The 18681-nt window shown below is 42.2% G+C and carries 19 protein-coding genes and 1 pseudogene; 9 read left to right on the top strand and 11 right to left on the bottom strand.

The features are described from left to right. Positions 1–172 precede the first annotated feature (172 nt). Complete coding sequence (locus AC5JM2_RS21980; protein WP_495836956.1) at positions 173–1591, bottom strand: NADH:flavin oxidoreductase; 1419 nt, start codon at positions 1589–1591, stop codon at positions 173–175. A 1123-nt stretch (positions 1592–2714) separates the two neighbouring features. Between AC5JM2_RS21980 and AC5JM2_RS21975 the strand changes: the two genes are divergently transcribed. The 3 genes from AC5JM2_RS21975 to AC5JM2_RS21965 all read left to right on the top strand — a co-directional run bounded on the left by AC5JM2_RS21975 (position 2715) and on the right by AC5JM2_RS21965 (position 6856). Beyond that, a complete protein-coding gene (locus AC5JM2_RS21975; RefSeq protein ID WP_495836955.1) occupies positions 2715–4724 on the top strand; it encodes a hypothetical protein in 2010 nt (669 codons plus the stop codon). Between the two features lie 177 nt (positions 4725–4901). Continuing rightward, a complete protein-coding gene (gene ccsB, locus AC5JM2_RS21970; protein ID WP_495836954.1) occupies positions 4902–6011 on the top strand; it encodes a c-type cytochrome biogenesis protein CcsB in 1110 nt (369 codons plus the stop codon). A 38-nt stretch (positions 6012–6049) separates the two neighbouring features. Beyond that, the gene (locus tag AC5JM2_RS21965) at positions 6050–6856 is read left to right on the top strand and encodes an SDR family NAD(P)-dependent oxidoreductase (RefSeq protein WP_495836953.1); all 807 of its coding nucleotides are present in this window, start codon (positions 6050–6052) and stop codon (positions 6854–6856) included. A 1056-nt stretch (positions 6857–7912) separates the two neighbouring features. On the opposite strand, the gene AC5JM2_RS21960 is transcribed toward AC5JM2_RS21965, so the two are convergent. From AC5JM2_RS21960 to AC5JM2_RS21950, 3 genes are all read right to left on the bottom strand, one after another. Further along, on the bottom strand, positions 7913–8353 hold the full coding sequence (locus AC5JM2_RS21960; protein WP_495836952.1) for a hypothetical protein: 441 nt from the start codon (positions 8351–8353) through the stop codon (positions 7913–7915). Between the two features lie 670 nt (positions 8354–9023). Next, on the bottom strand, positions 9024–9281 hold the full coding sequence (locus AC5JM2_RS21955; protein WP_495836951.1) for a DUF5615 family PIN-like protein: 258 nt from the start codon (positions 9279–9281) through the stop codon (positions 9024–9026). After that, positions 9278–9610, bottom strand: a complete 333-nt coding sequence (locus tag AC5JM2_RS21950; RefSeq protein WP_495836950.1) for a DUF433 domain-containing protein — start codon at positions 9608–9610, stop codon at positions 9278–9280. Before AC5JM2_RS21950 ends, AC5JM2_RS21955 begins: the two co-directional genes overlap by 4 nt. Before the next feature lie 63 nt (positions 9611–9673). Here AC5JM2_RS21950 and AC5JM2_RS21945 point away from each other — a divergent pair, with 63 nt between their 5' ends. Both AC5JM2_RS21945 and AC5JM2_RS21940 read left to right on the top strand, forming a co-directional pair. Continuing rightward, complete coding sequence (locus tag AC5JM2_RS21945) at positions 9674–10015, top strand: ribbon-helix-helix domain-containing protein (RefSeq protein ID WP_495836949.1); 342 nt, start codon at positions 9674–9676, stop codon at positions 10013–10015. Then, complete coding sequence (locus AC5JM2_RS21940) at positions 9996–10418, top strand: putative toxin-antitoxin system toxin component, PIN family (RefSeq protein WP_495836948.1); 423 nt, start codon at positions 9996–9998, stop codon at positions 10416–10418. Before AC5JM2_RS21945 ends, AC5JM2_RS21940 begins: the two co-directional genes overlap by 20 nt. A gap of 160 nt (positions 10419–10578) precedes the next feature. Here the strand turns inward: AC5JM2_RS21940 and AC5JM2_RS21935 are convergent, their stop codons facing one another. The 3 genes from AC5JM2_RS21935 to AC5JM2_RS21925 all read right to left on the bottom strand — a co-directional run bounded on the left by AC5JM2_RS21935 (position 10579) and on the right by AC5JM2_RS21925 (position 12482). Then, positions 10579–10932 (bottom strand): DUF5615 family PIN-like protein, encoded by a 354-nt coding sequence (locus AC5JM2_RS21935; RefSeq protein WP_495836947.1) that lies wholly within the window; start codon positions 10930–10932, stop codon positions 10579–10581. Beyond that, positions 10929–11261, bottom strand: coding sequence for a DUF433 domain-containing protein (locus AC5JM2_RS21930; protein WP_495836946.1), 333 nt, complete (start codon positions 11259–11261; stop codon positions 10929–10931). Before AC5JM2_RS21930 ends, AC5JM2_RS21935 begins: the two co-directional genes overlap by 4 nt. Before the next feature lie 273 nt (positions 11262–11534). Then, positions 11535–12482, bottom strand: a complete 948-nt coding sequence (locus AC5JM2_RS21925) for an alpha/beta fold hydrolase (protein ID WP_495836945.1) — start codon at positions 12480–12482, stop codon at positions 11535–11537. A gap of 90 nt (positions 12483–12572) precedes the next feature. On the opposite strand from AC5JM2_RS21925, the gene AC5JM2_RS21920 reads away from it, so the two are divergent. Then, positions 12573–13439, top strand: a complete 867-nt coding sequence (locus AC5JM2_RS21920) for a shikimate dehydrogenase (RefSeq protein ID WP_495836944.1) — start codon at positions 12573–12575, stop codon at positions 13437–13439. A 79-nt stretch (positions 13440–13518) separates the two neighbouring features. Here AC5JM2_RS21920 and AC5JM2_RS21915 read toward each other — a convergent pair whose 3' ends face one another. Then, a complete protein-coding gene (locus AC5JM2_RS21915; RefSeq protein WP_495836943.1) occupies positions 13519–14121 on the bottom strand; it encodes a class I SAM-dependent methyltransferase in 603 nt (200 codons plus the stop codon). 190 nt (positions 14122–14311) lie between these two features. Here AC5JM2_RS21915 and AC5JM2_RS21910 point away from each other — a divergent pair, with 190 nt between their 5' ends. Next, positions 14312–14821: a hypothetical protein gene (locus tag AC5JM2_RS21910; RefSeq protein WP_495836942.1), complete on the top strand. Its 510-nt coding sequence runs from the start codon at positions 14312–14314 to the stop codon at positions 14819–14821. A gap of 73 nt (positions 14822–14894) precedes the next feature. On the opposite strand, the gene AC5JM2_RS21905 is transcribed toward AC5JM2_RS21910, so the two are convergent. From AC5JM2_RS21905 to upp, 3 genes are all read right to left on the bottom strand, one after another. Continuing rightward, positions 14895–15164 (bottom strand): YggT family protein, encoded by a 270-nt coding sequence (locus AC5JM2_RS21905; RefSeq protein ID WP_210615915.1) that lies wholly within the window; start codon positions 15162–15164, stop codon positions 14895–14897. A 163-nt stretch (positions 15165–15327) separates the two neighbouring features. Beyond that, positions 15328–15678 carry a ssl2009 family thylakoid membrane protein gene (locus AC5JM2_RS21900; protein ID WP_495837082.1) on the bottom strand — a complete coding sequence of 117 codons (351 nt, stop codon included), beginning with the start codon at positions 15676–15678 and terminating at the stop codon, positions 15328–15330. Between the two features lie 76 nt (positions 15679–15754). Further along, complete coding sequence (gene upp / locus AC5JM2_RS21895) at positions 15755–16405, bottom strand: uracil phosphoribosyltransferase (protein ID WP_495836941.1); 651 nt, start codon at positions 16403–16405, stop codon at positions 15755–15757. A gap of 463 nt (positions 16406–16868) precedes the next feature. Here upp and crtH point away from each other — a divergent pair, with 463 nt between their 5' ends. Continuing rightward, positions 16869–18359 carry a carotenoid isomerase gene (gene crtH / locus AC5JM2_RS21890; protein ID WP_495836940.1) on the top strand — a complete coding sequence of 497 codons (1491 nt, stop codon included), beginning with the start codon at positions 16869–16871 and terminating at the stop codon, positions 18357–18359. A gap of 109 nt (positions 18360–18468) precedes the next feature. Continuing rightward, positions 18469–18681 (top strand): annotated as a pseudogene (locus tag AC5JM2_RS21885) (hypothetical protein); the annotation flags it as partial.

Below are 18681 nucleotides of genomic sequence, written 5' to 3'. Positions count from 1 at the left end.
TCTAATACCGTTTCACTTTAAGGTTGATACAAATAGGCAGCAGAGGAGCAGAGGAGCAGAGGAGCAGGGGAGAAAGAATTAGAGACTAATCATTTGTATCAAGGATTTCGTGAAATGGTATTACAAATTCATGTAGACATGGAAAATGCTAAGTCTCTACTATGTGTCTTTATTATCCAAGTGGCACGGAAACCTTAGATAATTCTTCTTGATTGAATTGAGTGATGTGAAACACCGACATGACTTCTTCCATCATCTCTTCGTAGTTGTTGAAGCGCGACAGTTCGTAGCAACCTAGCGGATTTTCAATGACATTGAGCAGACACTTATTGCAATAAGTACAGGGATCATCTGGCAAGTCTTTTCCTGCAGCAAAATCGTGAACCAAGTCGTTGTTAGCAATCAAAGGACGAGCAATTGTCACTGCATCGCAATATTTCTCATCAATTGCCTTACGAATGTAAGAAGCTTGCTGAAAACCACCAGTGCACAAAACGGGGATATTGACGTGCTTTTTGATTTCAGCAGCCGGGTTCAGATTTCTTCCTTGATTAGCTTCCAAAAGCTTTCTCATTTCTTTGTTTTTGACTTCATCTGCCTGAATCGCCTGAGGCGGCAAACTCTTTTTCACCCTATTCCACAACAAGGCGAAAATTGGTCTTAATAGCCAGTATCGAAACAACAGATAGTTACGGATTGTGTAGACGCCACTGGACAGCATCGTGTCATAAGTCTTTCTGATAATCTCAAACGGAAAATCACCGATTGGATTGAGTGGATGAGGAAACAAACTTCCAGTTGACACATGCACTGCATCGACACCAGCCTCTTGTGCCCACTGAGAAATCTGGATAGAGTCTGCAAGGGTATTTCCTGGTTTCTCCCAAAAAGTTACTGCGTTATTATAGTCGATCGCACTGATTTTGAATTGCAAGTGAAAATCATTTCCCACTTCCTTGCGAATTGCTCTGATGACATCTAGCAAAAATCGCGCTCTATTCTCTAACGAGCCGCCATATTCGTCTTGGCGATCGTTAATACCTGAACTCATGAATTGTGTAAATAAATACCCATTACCACTGTGTAATTCAACACCATCTAGTCCTGCTTCACGAGCACGTCTTGCACCATCAGCAAAGTCTTGAATCGTGTTTTTAATTTCCTCAAGCGTCATTGCTTGACATAGAAATCCGTGAAATGGCTCAGTCTTGCTTGTGGAACTTAAAGCTTTCAAGTTCTGGTTTTCCACACCACCAATATCTTGTTGACGCCCAGAATGACTCAGTTGCAAAATGAATTTACAGTCATATTCATGGACTTTTTCGCCAACTTTACGCCAAAAAGGAATACGCTCATCGCAGTGAATCGTGGCGTAATTAGGCATAATTCGCCCCCGAATAGCCACTGGTACAAAGGAAGTAATGATCGCCCCTACACCACCACGGGCAAATTTTTCTTCCCAGTTGATACGTGCTTGAGTACCTGAACCATCATAGTTATCCCAACGTCCGGAGATACTAGAGCGAAAAATCCGATTTTTGACGGTGAGATTACGAAATTCCAGTGGTTTAAAGATAATGTCGTTTTCCATTGTTCATTCTCTTTTCTTTTCTGGACTATTTTAGAGAATCAGACATCGAAATAGCAGATTAATTTATGGATCAACTTATGGCTCACAGAACTGATTTGTGTAAAATTTATCAGAGCCATAATAGAAATATGCAATATTTCTTAGATGCACTCTTTTGACTTTCGCTATTGTGAATTAACTTGGCGCACCAAAATCAACCAAGATGTTTGACATCATTAGTTTTGACCCTTTTCAATAGAAAAGAGGATCATTAGAAAAATCTTAAATTATTTCTTTGCGTTCAGTCAGTAGTTAGAGTTATCGCCTCCTGTGAAGTGTTCACTAAATAAGTAGATGTCAGGGTTTTGAACTTATGCAGTTGTCCGACAGTGTTCCTAGTATTGGAGTTGAGACGAATTTTGCTTATCAAAGCGCCAAACCCTTATCCAAACAGGCTTTCCTAATTTATAGCCTTTCTAGACTTCCGAAGCCTGAAAAGGCAGCCACACAAAGGTTGTAGCCTTAAAAATAAAATTTTTTCAACTCCAGCCTATAGCTACTATTTTCTTTGAGGCTATAACCAACAACTGCATAAGTTCATTGAGAGTACACCTATTACCTGTTAAGGCTACATGTCATCTGCCTTTCACAAATCGATCTGTTAATCGGTGAACCTCCTATGGCAAACGAGCAACCTCGACAGAGGAATTCTAAAAAAAACGATTTTTTTGACGCTTTATCTAAAGTGTTCAAAAACAATCATTTTCATTTAATTGTCAATTTGTGTCAATTAGGTACATTTTCTCTGTTTCTGTTTCCAAACAAAATGTCAATTCTAGCTAACAAAATTTCTAATAACGCCAAATTCATCAATAGCGATCGCACTTTCAGCAAAGATAGCAATTTATCTCTATTATCGTCACATGATATTTACAAAACTTGACTAATGAGATTGACAAATATAAAAATCTACTGCACAACTTAATACAGTAAATTTTTATATTAGAATGGATGTAAATTTCCAATTAACAAAAATACCCTCAGGCAATTCCGAAAAATAGTGAGTTAATGTTGAAGAATTGGTAGCTCACTGCAAAAGTGAGAGAAACATAGCAAGGTATTGGTGTTGCAAAAATAGAACTTTATGAACAAGACACGTCTAATTTTTACAGGCTGTCTGATGCTCCTTGCCGTGATTATATGCATTGTTTGCGGCTTTTATGGAACACCTACAGTTCTGGCTAGCGAGTATAGTGAAACATCTGTACCGGTTGCTAGCAAATACAATGAAACGTCAGCATCTGAATATTCAGAATATGCTGAGAACTGTGACAATATTGGATATCTGCCACCCAATCCAAATTTGACGGAGGCAGAAAATCGGGGTCGTTGCACCTGGTACTTATGGACAGGTGGTAACGACAAATATTACCGAGATGTAGCTAAAAGAACTCGTGGAGAAGTGGATTTACTAGGCTTGCTTGACAACAGTATTGTAGATCGCGACAAGCGGTTTGAGGAGTTTGGCACAGTCAACGATCCAGGATGTGAAAAAGCAACAGAACCAGATGAGTACGGTTTGTTGTTGGATAAGTGCAAAGATCCAGAGTCAAGTGGCATCATCGGGTTGCGTAAGTTCAAGAACCCGAACTTCGACCCTGTCAAATGGGACCCGAAACAGTATAAACAAGACTCACAAATCGAGCCTCCTTACCGAATTGGGCAGTCTTGTGCTATCTGTCACGTAGCGTTTAACCCCCTCAAACCACCCAAAGATCCAGTACACCCGAAATGGGAAAACTTGGTGCCAGCTTTGGGTAACCAGTACATCAAGGAAAACGCCTTATTTGATGCCAAACTCAAGCCAGATGATTTTAGATGGCAAGTGCTTAACACACAAAAACCGGGAACCTCTGACACTTCTCGCATTGCCACGGATCATATCAATAACCCAAATGTGGTTAATAGTATTTTTAATTTGGGCGATCGCCCCAAACACCCAGAAGTCATGAACGATGGTTCCACCCAGGACGTCAATCACATCCTCAAAGATGGCGCAGACTCTATAGGTGTGGCAAAAGCATCACTGCGCGTCTACGTCAACATCGGTATGTGCGGCGATTATTGGCTGAGTCTTCATGATGCTGTGTTGGGCAGAAAACCACAACGACCTTTTGACATCGAAAAGGCGAGAAAGGAGTGCCAAGACTGGAACAACACAGAAGCACGCATGCCAGATATGGAAGCATTCCTGAAAACTATCAAGCCGATGCATCTCGCCCAAGCGCCTGGAGGTGAAGCCTTCCTGACCAAGGATGAACAACTTCTCAAACGCGGTAAGATTGTTTTTGCCCAGAGCTGTGCAACCTGTCATTCCAGCAAACAGCCTTCTGCTGAAATTGCTGTTGACCCAGAAAAGGCAAAGCAGTGGTACATAGAATCTGTCCTCAGTAGTGATTTCTTAGATCACAACTTCTTGTCTGATGATAAACGTTACCCAGTTACACTCATTGGCACCAATGCTGGTCGTGCTTTGGGGACAAATGCAACCAAAGGACATATCTGGGAACAGTTCTCGTCTAAGACGTACAAGGAACAGCCGTCACCAGGTACATTGACACTGGATAACCCCTTGGACAAAAACAAACCCATCGAATTTGAGGTGCCTTCTGGTGGTGTGGGATATTATCGGACACCTTCGCTTATAAGCGTCTGGGCAACAGCACCATATCTCCACAACAACTCTTTAGGCAAATATAACGAAGATCCGTCAGTTGAAGGACGTATAGATGCCTACAACGATGCGATGGAAAAACTGCTGTCGCCTGAAAAACGTGAGGGAATTATCAGTAGGACAACTCAGAAAAGCAAGTTGGCGCTTTCTCAGCAGGGAATCATTAAGATTCCCGTTCCTGAAGGAATGCCTGTTGATTTGCTGGCAAACATTAATCCCAGAGAAGCAGTCACAGATCTTAATCTCGTAAACCTCTTCAAGGACTTAAAACCTGAAGGTGGACTTAAGGGTAAGCTTGGACGGGTGCTTTTAAGAGCAAACAAGTCTCCCGACTTCATTGAGGACAAGGGTCATACTTTTGGCTCAGAACTGTCCGATGAAGATAAGAAAGCGCTGAGTGAATTTGTGAAGACTTTCTAAGACTACTCGTTTGGATGCTTTACATCCAAAAATTCGTTCCTAGGCTTGGCTTGTGAACAACAACAAGCCTGGGTTCATTCATCCAGCAGTTTGTATTCTGGAAAAAACAGGACTTCTTATTGCCTAACGGCAACGCTGCGCTAACACCCAATCGTGTTCGTTTGAGGAAAAGATAAAATGAATCTGCTTGTATTACAAAACTTTTTGGATAATACAGCGTTTGCCACCCTATTTATGACTATGCTAGTTTACTGGGTGGGGACAGCATTTAAGAGCATACCTTATCTATCAACTTTGGGAACAGCAGGGATGGCGATCGCAAACCTGTGTACTGCAACTTTACTAGGAGCACGATGGCTAGAAGCAGGTTACTTTCCCTTGAGTAATCTTTATGAATCACTGTTTTTCTTAGCTTGGGGCATAACCACTATCCATCTGATTGCTGAAAATAGGAGTCGTAGCCATCTTGTGGGGGTAGTGACAGCACCTGTGGCAATGGGGATTACTGGATTTGCAGCGTTAACTTTACCAGAATCAATGCAGAGTGCAGAACCCTTAGTGCCAGCTCTCAAATCCAATTGGCTGATGATGCACGTGAGCGTTATGATGCTCAGTTATGCAGCTTTAATGGTGGGTTCGCTGCTGGCGATCGCTTTTTTAATCGTCAGTGGCGGTCAGAATATACAACTACAAGGTAGCTCTATTGGTATTGGTGGTTACCGCTTGCACAAAGCCGGTCAGCCAGTTTCTCAACCAAAAGTAGCTGCTGTGAGTAATACTATTGACACTGAAAGTATTAATAAAGCATTCCCTGATACGCAGATCGTGACGTCCAAGGCGCATCGCAACGATAATACCGCAGCTGGCTTGGCAGTACTCACAACCCCAATCCAAAAACTCGATTCTGTGGTGGAAGCCAGCAAACAAGCCTTAATCACAAATTCTCAACCCCTGTCACCACAGCGCCTAACTCTCGCCGAAACTCTCGACAATATCAGCTACCGCGTCATTGGGTTGGGTTTTCCCCTGCTGACGATTGGAATTATTGCTGGTGCAGTATGGGCAAACGAAGCTTGGGGTTCTTACTGGAGTTGGGACCCCAAAGAAACTTGGGCTTTAATCACTTGGCTAATCTTTGCCGCCTATCTCCACGCACGCATAACTCGTAGTTGGCAAGGGCGTCGTCCGGCAATTTTAGCTGCTACAGGCTTTGTCGTGGTGTGGATTTGTTATCTAGGAGTGAATATGTTGGGTAAAGGGTTGCATTCTTATGGTTGGTTTTTCTGAGTTACAAACAACTCACGACTTATTTTAGGAGAAAATTTATGAACGGAACAAACCAGGGTAATCGACAACAAACCGCTCTTATTACTGGCGCATCTGGTGGAATTGGCTACGAATTGGCTAAATTATTTGCCGATGATGGTTACAATTTGGTGTTAGTCGCCAGAAACGAACGCAAGCTCGCTGAAATTGCAAATGACTTTAAACAAAAATTTCGTATTGCAGTCAAGGTGATAGCCAAGGATTTATCCATACCAACAGCTGCAGAGGAAATTTTCCAACAGCTACAACAAGAAGCTATCAAAGTTGATGTACTAGTGAACAATGCTGGCTTTGCTACCTATGGATTGTTTCACAAACTTGAGTTAGCACCTGAATTGCAAATGATGCAGGTGAATATGGTGTGTCTCACCCATTTGACTAAACTTTTCCTCAAAGATATGGTTAAGCAAGGCTTTGGCAGAGTATTAAACATTGCCTCGACTGCTGCCTTTCAACCAGGACCTTTGATGGCAGTTTATTATGCTACTAAAGCTTATGTCTTATCATTTTCGGAAGCGATCGCCAATGAATTAGACGGTACAGGTGTCACCGTAACTGCTCTTTGTCCAGGACCAACTGAATCTAATTTTCAACAAAGAGCCGCTATGGAAGACTCAAAGCTCGTCAGTGGTCAAAAGATTATGGATGCAGAAACCGTAGCCAAGATTGGCTATCGCGCCTTATTAGAAGGCAGAAGTGTTGTCATTCCTGGTGTTAAAAATAAGATACTAGCTGAATCCGTAAGATTTACACCAAGAAAGCTGGTGACAAAGTTAGTCAGAAGTATGCAGGAAAGCAAAGATTAGATAGAGGATGTCTCGAAAGCAAACTTTGCTACACCGCTTGTACCGTAAGATTTTGTTGTAACTTTATCAGAAACTCCAGTGAGCGACGGTGTAGTTACTTATGGTTTGGAAAACTTGCACTAAACCTTCCTATGAAACAAAATCTGCTTTTTGCACGGTTTATTAGACCACAAAAAGCAGATTTTTATAAAAATTATTCAGAATTATGAACCTCACCCTCGCTTTTAGCGTAGCTAAAATCTTTCCCTCTCCTTAAGGAGAGGGATGCCCGACAGGTGAGACCAGCGCTGCGGGAGGGGAGCCAGTGCGTTGGACGGGTTTCCCGGCTTGTAGACGCCGGAGGCGGCTTCCCGTAGGGTAGCATGTGGCGTTTTCCCTCCGCAGGCGACTGGCGTTAGCGTTTGCGCAGCGCCCCCTTAGGGGCTAGCGGAACCGTTAGCGCAGCGTGCCCTGCAGGGCATAGGTTCTCCCCAGAGGGTTTCGGGGCTAGTTTATGGAACCTGCAACACTCACAGCAGCGGCGATCGCCACCCTAGCATTTAGCAAAGCTATCGAAAAAACCGCAGAAACTCTGACGGCTAGCGTATTAAATAAATAAAAATTCGGTCGCCCTGCGGTCGCCCAGAGGGCGATGACATCGCCCGACCTCAACTATGTCCACATCTGTATAGAACTTTGTCCGTTATCAATTAGGATTTCTTATCTGTACTTTATCCACTTTTCACGTATAGGGGACAATTTTAACTTTGTATTCTAGCTGAGTGGACAAGGTTAAATGAGGTTGTCCAGAGGGGTAACCCAGACGCAAGGTGTGATACCAAGTTGCGTTCTGTTGTAGTAGTTTGTGATTAGGGGAGATTGCTGAGTCCTGAGCGTGCGGCACCGCGAAGCCGAACGGACACGCTGAGTCCCAAGGGGACACGCTGCCGCGAACGCTCCACTTCGTTTCGCTCACAATGACAGGTGCTACCTTTGATTGCAACTTGGTATGATCCTCAACTTTGTACTCTACATAAGAGGACAATGTTTAACTAAATAGAGCAGTTGACTAAATTTCTATTGACGAGTGCAGAACATCCCATAAACACTACCATTCCATTTTGAAAAGCCACTAGCATAGTGCTGATCCCATGTATGCATTGCTAAAAACCACTGCGTTTGATTGCTCTGAACAGATAGAGGCAGTACGTGATCTTTGCGCTCAGTAAGAGGGTCGATTGAAGGATCGTAAGGTCTTTGTTTAACAGCCCAAGAATCATCACCTATTTGCCCTATGACCAAACCATAATGCAACCAGAACTTTACTTGTATTGGAGATTGACCGTCGTTATTACAGATCCATGTTCCTACCCAATCTGATGCTGTTAGTGCTTCCGCTTTTTGAGTGGTTGATAAACAAATACCTGCTACATTTATTACACTTACCCCCAAAAAAAGTGGTACTAGACGAGTGATTTTTTTCATCCAAGCTTTTCTGGTGGTGTAGATATTATTCATTAAGTACTCCTAGTAGTGAACTTATTAGACTTAATCACAGACTATTTGTTGATTTATCTGAGGTTAGTTGGGGATTTATGCAGTTTGTCAAAGAAATATACATTTCTTTACCTCATTCCCTAATTCACGCGATGTGTGTGCTTTTACCCAAAACTTGGACAAAGAGAATAGGATATAGTTCACGACCCAAGTGGTCAAAATATACTTCAAACTTATCATTGGAGTTTTAAAAACCTAAAACTTAGTCAATACCTTCGCCAATTTACGAGGGTGAGTTGATGTATTAACTCCCTTTTCTCTGAGGCTTGGCAAAAACAATAAGTCTTAAAAATTCCTTCAAGGTTTCCTGCAAGGTTTTTTTAAGGTATTGCCTGCAGTATAAAGGGTTTGAGAATCCATGCTACAAGGTCAGCTAAACGCTTGTATATGGGTCATTTTGCCACTTTTGTCAAAATTTTTGTAGGCTCTTATTTTGGCGAAGGTATTGTTAGCTACAGCAATTAATCTGGCTCAAAAATTTTAAGAGCGCGATGCCTACTTTGCAACTCATACCATTTCACGAAATCCCTGATACAAATGATTGGTTTCTAATTGTTTCCCCCTGCTCCCTGCTCCCTGCTCCCCATTTGTATCAACCTTAAAGTGAAACGGTATCAGGCGACGTCTGCTCTTAGATGAACGTCCCGACATCACACAAAGCCTCAACGACCTGGCAGAACTCTACATGTTGTGGCATACTAGCGCGATTGTCCGTCACTAACAAACGTTGTGATAATTCCAGATAACGCAACACATCTGGGTCTTGTGTTCCCAGTTCTGGTGCATTACTCTCACCGACTCGCAAAATATCTATTGCAGGATTTAGACGAAGAACAGCTACCTTAAAACGAGGCGACAAATTTTCATCGAGTAAAAAACGCACTTTCACCAAGCATTTACCTGCGGTTGAATTCTTTCAGCTTTTAATACTCTTAAGCGTTGTACCAAAGGTGAAGGATTAGCAGCCCATTCTTGGTAATGCTGTTCACGACTGTTTGTCAAACGTGACAAATAAGCATCCATCTGAACACGATTGTGCAAATAGTAAGTAATTGTAGCGTGAATCTGCTCTAACCCCAGAGTAGGCAAATTGGCTGTAATTTCTTCCGCTGTGTATCCTTCCAAGTAATAATCAAGCACATTGTCAATCCCAATGCGATGTCCTTTGAGGCGAATATCATCGGGTGACAAAAAGTCAAAATAATCTTCTAATTGCATCGGTCTAAACTTGGCAAGATTCTAAGGCTATTTTAGCTTAACGCTATGACATAACAAAAAGCGATGCTTCGGAGGAACTACGCAAAAGGCGATCGCCTTCTATTGAAACACAAAAACAATGTTATAATTGCCTTATCAAAACTAATAGATGCCCTATATAAAAATGCAATTATGATAAATTGGTCTGTCACTGTTTCAGAAGAGACAAATGAAGCTCTACACAGGTTTCTGGCGGAGCATGGTGACAGCGATATATCTGATTTCATAGAAAAAGCAGTTCAGGAGAAAATTTTCCGATCTACCATTCAGGAAGTGCATGATCGTAATACGGCTTTTCCTTCTGAAGAAATTGAGTCGGTTATTGATGAAGCGGTGAGTGCCACACGTGCAGCGCATCGTTCTTGATACCAATGTACTGGTTAGTTCACTGCTGAATAAGCAGTCTTTGCCCTATTTACTTTATCGTGCGTGGGACGAAGGAAAATATACCCTTGTCACCTCACCAGAACAGTTGGAGGAGCTTGAGCGTGTTCTCTGTTATCCTAAACTGAAAAAGTATATTAATGATTCTCAAGCTACGATAATGGTTACAGGGTTACGGAATCATGCTGAAGTTGTAAATGAATTGCCTGACGTGGAATATTCCAATGATCCTGCCGACAATCGAATCATTGCTACTGCCATAGCAGGGAAATCCACCTATCTGGTTACAGGGGATAAGCGTGATTTGTTGCATCTGGTTGTAGTAGAAGGTATAAAAATCGTAACTGTCCGTCAAATGCTTGCGATTTTTGACGTTGTAGAATAGAAATCTGAATGAGAGCGCTTAAAGGGTACTGTGCTCCTTTGTGATCGCTATATTACTGCCACACGACACGCATTATATTTAAAAGAAAGTCACAAAGTCAAATTATAAAGATAAAAGTCATATTGTCAAAATTCAAAATGATTCATTGCGGAAACAACGATTATAAAGGAAGAGACATTATCTGATTAATCCATTCCTCGGCGGTAGAAGCTTCCCAAATCAGGATAAGTGCTTCAATTGCGTCACTAATTGGCATATTCTGGGAAATAATTAAAACTCCTGAACTGGTTTGTGACATTATAAATTTAGCAAACTCAACAGGCATAGTTTTGCGGTCGTGAGTTACAAGAATTTTCTCTTGGAGTGCTGCTATGGCTAAGACCTCTTTGTCTGTCTTACCCTCAAGCCCTGCTGTATTAGCTGATTGAAAATCAATATTTGGTTCTCTGCGTATCGTACCAGTTACAATTGCCTGCTTGAGATCGGCGTCCGCTTGAAATCGAACTGTCGTCATGTCTTGCTCTGCTTTTGCATAAGAGCCGCTTTCAACTTCTCATACAAAGACGGATTTTTCTCTCGCAGAGACTGTTGCAATTTCTCAAACTCTTTTTCACCTTCTTTCAAATAGACATCAATTAGCTTTCGGTTGGCAAGATAAAAGGCAATAGCACCATAAATCTGTTCTAGGGAGAGTAATGGAAAGTTTTGGGCAATACTTTCAGCAGACTCACCATTCAAGAAAGCGTAAACAACTGAATCAAGAGAAACACGAGTCCCTTCAATCCAGAAGCCTTTATCCCGCTGCTCAATATATCGTTTTGCTACAGTCGGTGATGTTGTCATAAAACTATTTGCTGGCTACTCTTTTTTTTGATATTAACTTGTACCAGACGCGAAATACGAAGTTTTTGCACCCAGATTCATAATTTGATATTTTATCTATTGCTGGTCGTAGTCCTCCTGACTTGAATGTTACAAAATATCTTTTGTAAAAAAATGTATAAATAAAAGCAAGTGATCAGCGAAGCGATCACTTACTGTAATTTTCTATTCACAACTTAATACAACACATTGCAAATAAATGAAGTACAGTACTAAGGTTTCAAAGGCAGACTATCACGACGAACTCACCACTGTAGACAAAACCCACTCACTCAACAACCGGTTCACCTGATCTGGTATCTCATCATGAGGACAATGACCCGCCCGCAAGAAGTATTCTGTTAATTCAGGATAGTATTGCCGAAACTTCTTTGAACGTTCTCTGGCATTAACCCAAGGATCAGCTTCTCCCCACAACTGTAACAGAGGACAAGTTAATTGCTTGAGCAGGGTATCAACTTTTTCCCCTTGAGGAGTGCTAAACACAGACAAAAATACATCCATAGCCCCAGAGTCGCAAGCAGGACGATAAATTTCTTCTACTAATTGGTCTGTGATGGCGCTTTTGTCAAGATAAACTTTCTCTAGAGTTTGGCGAATCACCCAAGGTTGTTTGATGTATTGAAATAAGAGAAACTGGGCTAAAGGCTGTTGCAAAATCCACTTAACAATTTCACCCAGTAGTTTTTGTAGCTTTTCGTTTGGCTTGGGAGGCTGAATTTCAGATTGCAAAGCTTCTGGTTCTGGTGAAGGCTGGTTTTCGCTAAAAGGACCAGCACTGTTGAGCAAAACCAAACCTGCTGCTGCATCAGGGCGTTGTGCTGCAACACACAAGCTTGCATACCCTCCCAGGGAATTACCTGCTAACACTGCTTTTTGACCAATCACTTCTGTGATAAACTCATTGAGCTGGTCACGCCACAAGTCACCGCTGTATTCTAGTTTAGGTTTCGCAGAACGCCCAAATCCCAAAAGGTCAATGGCAAAAACTTCAAAATCGTTACACAATCCGCTGATGTTTTTGCGCCAGTGATCTGTAGATGCACCAAAACCGTGTACCAATAATAAGGGAGGACGTTGAATTTTTGGTTCTCCCGCTTTGACGTAATAAATGCTGTGCCCTCGCCACTGCCAATATTTACCGGGAATTGGGGTTGTAGAGGGGGCTGTTGTTGCCTGCATGATATAAAGAAATGTTAAGTACCTGTAAATGATTCTAACGAAGTCATGAAAGTTAATAATGACTAATAACAAATAACTTCTGACAAACTCATGATTACAGGCAAAACTAAATTACTCGGAGTGATTGGGTATCCGGTGGAACATTCACTATCACCAGTGATGCACAATGCTGCACTTACCCACTTGGGACTCAATTACGTCTATGTTCCTTTTCCCATAGAACCACAAAATTTAGAAATCGCTATTCAAGGATTTGCCGCTGTTGGTGTTGTCGGTTTTAACATTACAATTCCCCATAAACAGACAATATTGCCTTTGCTTTCAGAAATTTCATTGATCGCCAAAGCTATAGGAGCAGTCAATACAGTAAGTCGGAAAGATAACAAATGGATTGGTACAAACACTGACGGAGAAGGATTTCTCGCTCCTTTGCGAACAAGGTATAATCAGGATTGGAGTCAGACAGTAGCTGTGATTTTAGGTAACGGTGGCGCAGCAAGAGCAGTTGTTGCAGGTTGTGCGGAATTAGGTTGTGAGAAGATTTTTGTTGTTGGGCGCAACGCCCAAAAGTTAGAAGAATTCCAGAAGAGTTGGGGTGATTTTCGGGAGTCGCATAATTTACACGTCCACACTTGGGATTCTTTACCAAAACTCATTCCACAAGCAAACCTGCTGGTAAACACAACTCCCATCGGGATGTATCCCAAGGTTGAGGAATCACCTTTGAGTGCAGAGGAAATGGCAAATTTACCAGCGGGGGCGATCGCCTACGATTTGATATACACCCCCAACCCAACAAAATTTCTCAAACAAGCGCAGCAGGTGGGCGCTATTGCAATTGATGGACTGGAAATGCTCGTTCAACAAGGTGCAGCAGCATTAAAAATCTGGTTACAACAGGATACAGTTCCCGTAGAGGTGATGCGCCAAGCTTTGAGACAGCATTTGGGTTTATGAAGATTAACGGGGTAATGAGGTGATGTGGGGGAGATTCCAAATTTTGTTAGCGCAGCGGGACGCAGTCCATTTTGAATTGTTAACTCCCTGTTCGCCAATGAACGCGATTCCATTCGTACATACCTTGAATTTCAAATTCAGCACCGTTGTAGAAGCGGACGATGCAGTTGGTTGAGGAAGAATCGCGATCGCTTATTTCATTAACATTAATGACAATACAAGAATACCATTCTGGGGTGCAAGGACCATTATCTTGTACCCATTCCCAAAGAGCGTTGCAAATTTCAATGCGATCGCCCACTTTCAGCTTGAGAACATCCTCAGTAAAATACTTGTCAAAGTGATATGGCTCAATACGATTTAGCCAGGGTAACCCATAGCGATCGCGAATAAATTGTACTGCACCTGAGTCATTTTCATTTAGCCAGTCGTTGAGCAATTGCGCTTTCCATGAGCCGTTTTGTTGTTCTTGTGCTTTGAAGAACTCTAAAAATGCTTGCAATTCCTCTTTTGTTAGTTCGTCTAGGGGATTAGCGCTATCAGACACACCAGTTTGAGACCCCTTGATTTGCTCTAAGATTTGCAGTAATATCTGTTTCTGCTCATCTGAGAGGGGACAGCTTGCGACATCACAACGATCAAACGCTGCTTGCAAGACTGCTTTTATCTCATCTGGACTCATACGCTATATAGCAATTAAGAGTTTTATCTATCATAATTATTACAAAACTTTAAAACAACTATCCAATCGCTTGAGAGCTAATTTCAGGTAAGCTGAGGTTGAAATATACCGCAATGGTGCTTTTGCCTCTGCTAAGTTAGTCGCAGCCTTTTTATCGGTGCATTGTTTTGTTATTCTTGTTGTTGGAGATATGCAAAAGAAAAATAGCCTACTATCGTTCTTAAATTCTGTGCCCTTATTTACAAACAATTACTCAAGATTGAGGATTCAGTACTCAAGATTATTTAGGGTGATTTTGATTTCCTGTATCATAGGAATTGTATCGTGGGTGTTTACGCCAAGTGCTCTAGCGCTGACACAGATAAAACTCTCTGAGCTTTCCTATCACAAATGTCCATCAGAAATAGGAAAAGGATCTGTGACAAGTGGTACAACTATGGCAGCAAATTGCTTTATAGTCACAGGCAAAGCCCAAAATGGCACGGACAAAACTGTCTACGATGCAGATATTTTTGGGCGCATTTATGATGCTAACAATAATTCTGTCATGGAAAACCGTAACCGTCTTGGTTCTATCCAGGAAATTCCACCAGGTATTAGTGATTTTGAATTGAGGATTTCTGTAGCAGCAAACCAGCCTGAACCTTTGAAGTTGAAGAAGTTCAAGGCGGCTGGATTTAGCGCTCAAGTGCGTAAGTAGTTGCACAGCATGAAGATGTAGAGACGTTGTCTACCTGCGTCTCTACAGAAATTCATATATCTCGACTTTAGACTTAACCAACAAATGAAATGGTGAGATAAGAGAGCAAACCGCTTAATACGTTGAGTAATAGAAAAGCCAATATCGGTGAAAAATCAATACCGCCCAATGGGGGAATGATTGAACGGAACAGATTCAGATAGGGATCGGTTATCTGGCTTAACGCTGCAAACGGTTGATTATACCAGTTGATGCTGGGAAACCATGTTAAGAGGACTCTAATAATCAGTAGAGTACTATAAATTTGTATGAATGTGCTCAGTGTGGTAACCAGTAAATTCATGGATTGGTTGATTTCCTACGAAGTGTCAAATGCGGTCTTATCTTCGATTTTAAATGAGGCTAAGTCAAATGGCGGTTGAGATTGTGCATGTCTCCATAATGAAGACTCTGCCCTTTGTAGTTGGTGAGATTTGCGCTAAGTCCAATGCTCTAGGTTAGCGTAACTACTCGCTACGCGACGAAGAACGTTCGTGAATCAGCTGCTCTGAATTGCCATTCACATTCCCTAGCTGCTGTCGGACTTCATCTATTGTGGCATTGAGCTGGGCGATTTTATCTTCAAGCGATCGCCGTGCCACTTCCATTTCCATATTCTCATTTTCCGAAGCTCTCATCTGACGCCTTTTGGCTGCTTTTCTAGCTTCTGTTAAGTTGGTGGTTGTTTGAGGTTCTTCCTCTAGGATTTGTTCTGGATCACGTCTTGTGGCAACAAGCGTACCGATAATACCACCAACGACACTACCGAAAATTGCTCCGGCAAAAAAACCACTTGCGAAACTATCTTGCTGACTCATAATTTTACTGCCTTGAAGAAACGCTGCATCTGTTGGGTTGTTTTTGCTCCTCATGCTGTCTTAGCTGCATACTAGCTTATGTTCCAAAGATGCGATCGCCTGCATCTCCTAATCCTGGTATGATAAATCCTTGATTGTTAACTGTTGCGTCGATAGTCGCTGTGTAAACAATTAAACCTGGATAAGCATCATTCAGTTTTTGTAAAGCTGGCGGAGCTGCTACCACAGATACAATCCGCGTTAGGGCTGGATCAATACCCCGTTGTGTTAATTCTGCCATTGCATGCATCATCGACCCTCCAGTGGCTAACATTGGGTCGGTGACTAACACTCGCGTTTGCGGTTGGAATTTTTCTGGCAATTTGTTTAAGTAAGTAGAGGGTTGGAGTGTTTTTTCATCTCGCACTAAACCAAGATGATAAATCGACGCCAAAGGTAACACTGTTTGTGCTCCCTCTAGTAATCCTAACCCAGCTCGCAGAATCGGTACCACTGCCATTGGAACCGTTGGATCTATTAAAGTTGCTGGGCTGACATCCAAAGGGGTTTGCACTGTTGCTTCTTGAGTTGGCAACCACTCTCTAGCAGCTTCGTAAGTCAACCAACGTCCTAACTCAGTCATCGCACTGCGAAATAATACGGAGGGTGTGGCAGCATCACGGGCAACTGCTAACCAGTGCTTGATTAGGGGATGGGGCGGGACATAAACACGCAATTGTAGCGTCATAGCCAGAAATGGGCTTTTTCTATATGGTATAACAACTGAAACATCATAATACTTTTTTTGTGTGCAACTCACTGCTATAATTATCACGCCAAAATGTTATTGAAATATTTTTTCATTAGTAGTTGACATATATTCTCAATCAAGGTTATATTGTATTTTCAGTGTTCTCCTCTCTTTAAGGATCGGCAGACGGGATTGGCCAGCGGTAGCAGGCTTTTCCCTCTTTTTTGTAATAGGGAACGCTTAACAGTGAACAGTGAACAGTAAACAGTGAGTCCAGCGCTGCGGGAGGGTTTCCCTCCGCAGGCGACTGGCGAACCCGAAGGGTGAACAATTGATCACTGGTACTGCGGGTACTTGATAACTGATAAAACTGTACGAAGCTTCGCAAAAATCAAATACAAGTCTTATGATGATTTACTAAAACAAAGGACAAGCGACAAATAACAAAAAATAAAAATGCATGCAGAGTGATGTTATCGTCATTGGATCTGGTATTGGTGGCTTAGTCACAGCAACTCAGCTGGCGGCAAAAGGTGCTAAGGTACTCGTACTAGAACGTTATCTCATTCCAGGAGGTAGTGCGGGTTACTTTGAACGGCAAGGCTATTGCTTTGATGTTGGGGCGTCGATGATTTTTGGGTTTGGGCAGAACGGTACCACCAACTTACTCACTCGTGCTTTGCAAGCTGTTAACGTTAGCTTAGAAGTGATTTCCGATCCAGTACAAATTCACTATCATCTGCCTAACGGGTTAAACCTAAAGGTAGATAGAGTGTATGAAAAATTTTTACAAAATTTGACTGCGTATTTTCCTAATGAAAGCCAAGGGATTCGTCGATTTTATGACGAATGCTGGAAAGTCTTTGGTTGTCTCAACAGCATGGACTTGCTGTCCCTAGAAGAACCCCGCTATTTAATGCGTGTATTTTTTCAGCATCCTTTAGCATGTCTTGGTTTGGTAAAGTATCTGCCCCAGAATGCTGGAGATATAGCCCGACGCTATATTCAAGATCCTGAGTTGTTGAAATTTATAGATATGGAGTGTTATTGCTGGTCGGTGGTACCAGCTAATATGACACCAATGATAAATGCTGGGATGGTATTTTCTGACAGGCACTATGGAGGAGTTAACTATCCTAAAGGGGGCGTGGGACAAATTGCCCAAAAATTAGTAGAGGGACTTGTTAAAGCAGGTAGTCAGATCCAGTACCAAGCTAGGGTAACAAAAATTATTATAGAAAACAGACGCGCTGTGGGAGTACAACTGGCTAACGGTCAAATCCACCATGCAAAACGCATCGTGTCCAATGCAACACGTTGGGATACATTTCAAAAATTACTAACTCAACAAGAATTTTCTTTTGGTGAAAGAAACTGGCAGGAACGCTATCAAAAATCACCCAGTTTTCTCAGTTTACACATGGGATTGAAGGCAGAAGTTTTGCCAAAGGGGACGGAGTGTCATCATATCGTGTTAGAAGATTGGGAAAAGATGACAGAACCGGAAGGGACTTTATTTGTGTCTATCCCGACTTTGCTTGACCCAGATTTAGCGCCAGCAGGACATCACATTATTCACGCCTTTACACCTCACTGGATTGATGAATGGCAAGGACTGTGTGCAAAGGAATACGAGGTGAAGAAGGAAGAAGCAGCTTGGCGAATTATTGACCGTCTGGAGAAGATTTTTCCTGGTTTGAATGCGGGGTTGGATTATCTGGAGGTGGGGACGCCTCTAACCCATCGCCGCTTTTTAGGTCGTCAGGATGGAACTTACGGGCCAATTCCCCGCAGGAAGTTACGCGGGTTGCTGGGGATGCCGTTTAACAGAACGGCTATCCCAGGACTTTATTGTGTGGGGGATAGTACGTTTCCCGGTCAGGGTTTAAATGCAGTGGCGTTTTCTGGGTTTGCGTGCGCTCATCGCATTGCTGTGGATTTAGGATTGTAAACCATCGCCGTTCTTTTCTGTTAAGCGTTAAGCGTTAAGCGTTCCCTTTGTTTCTTAAAAGAACTGCATAAGTTAAAAACGCGGGCGCTTATATATAGAGTGCAACTATGTGAGATTGGTTATCCTGGAGTATGCACTCGCTATGGATGTATTATCTAGATACTGGGAAATTTACAGAATCAATACCAGTCAAAAAGTTGGATACGAACATTATCCACTTCCTCGAGCAGAGGAGTTTATCAAACAAATTCACAATCTCGCTACAAATAATACCCAAGCTGTTCTGTTATCCTATTTTGTCGGTCAAAATTCTGCTATTGAT

The organism is Brasilonema angustatum (assembly GCF_059505445.1).
This window is presented reverse-complemented; position numbering and strand designations above follow the sequence as displayed.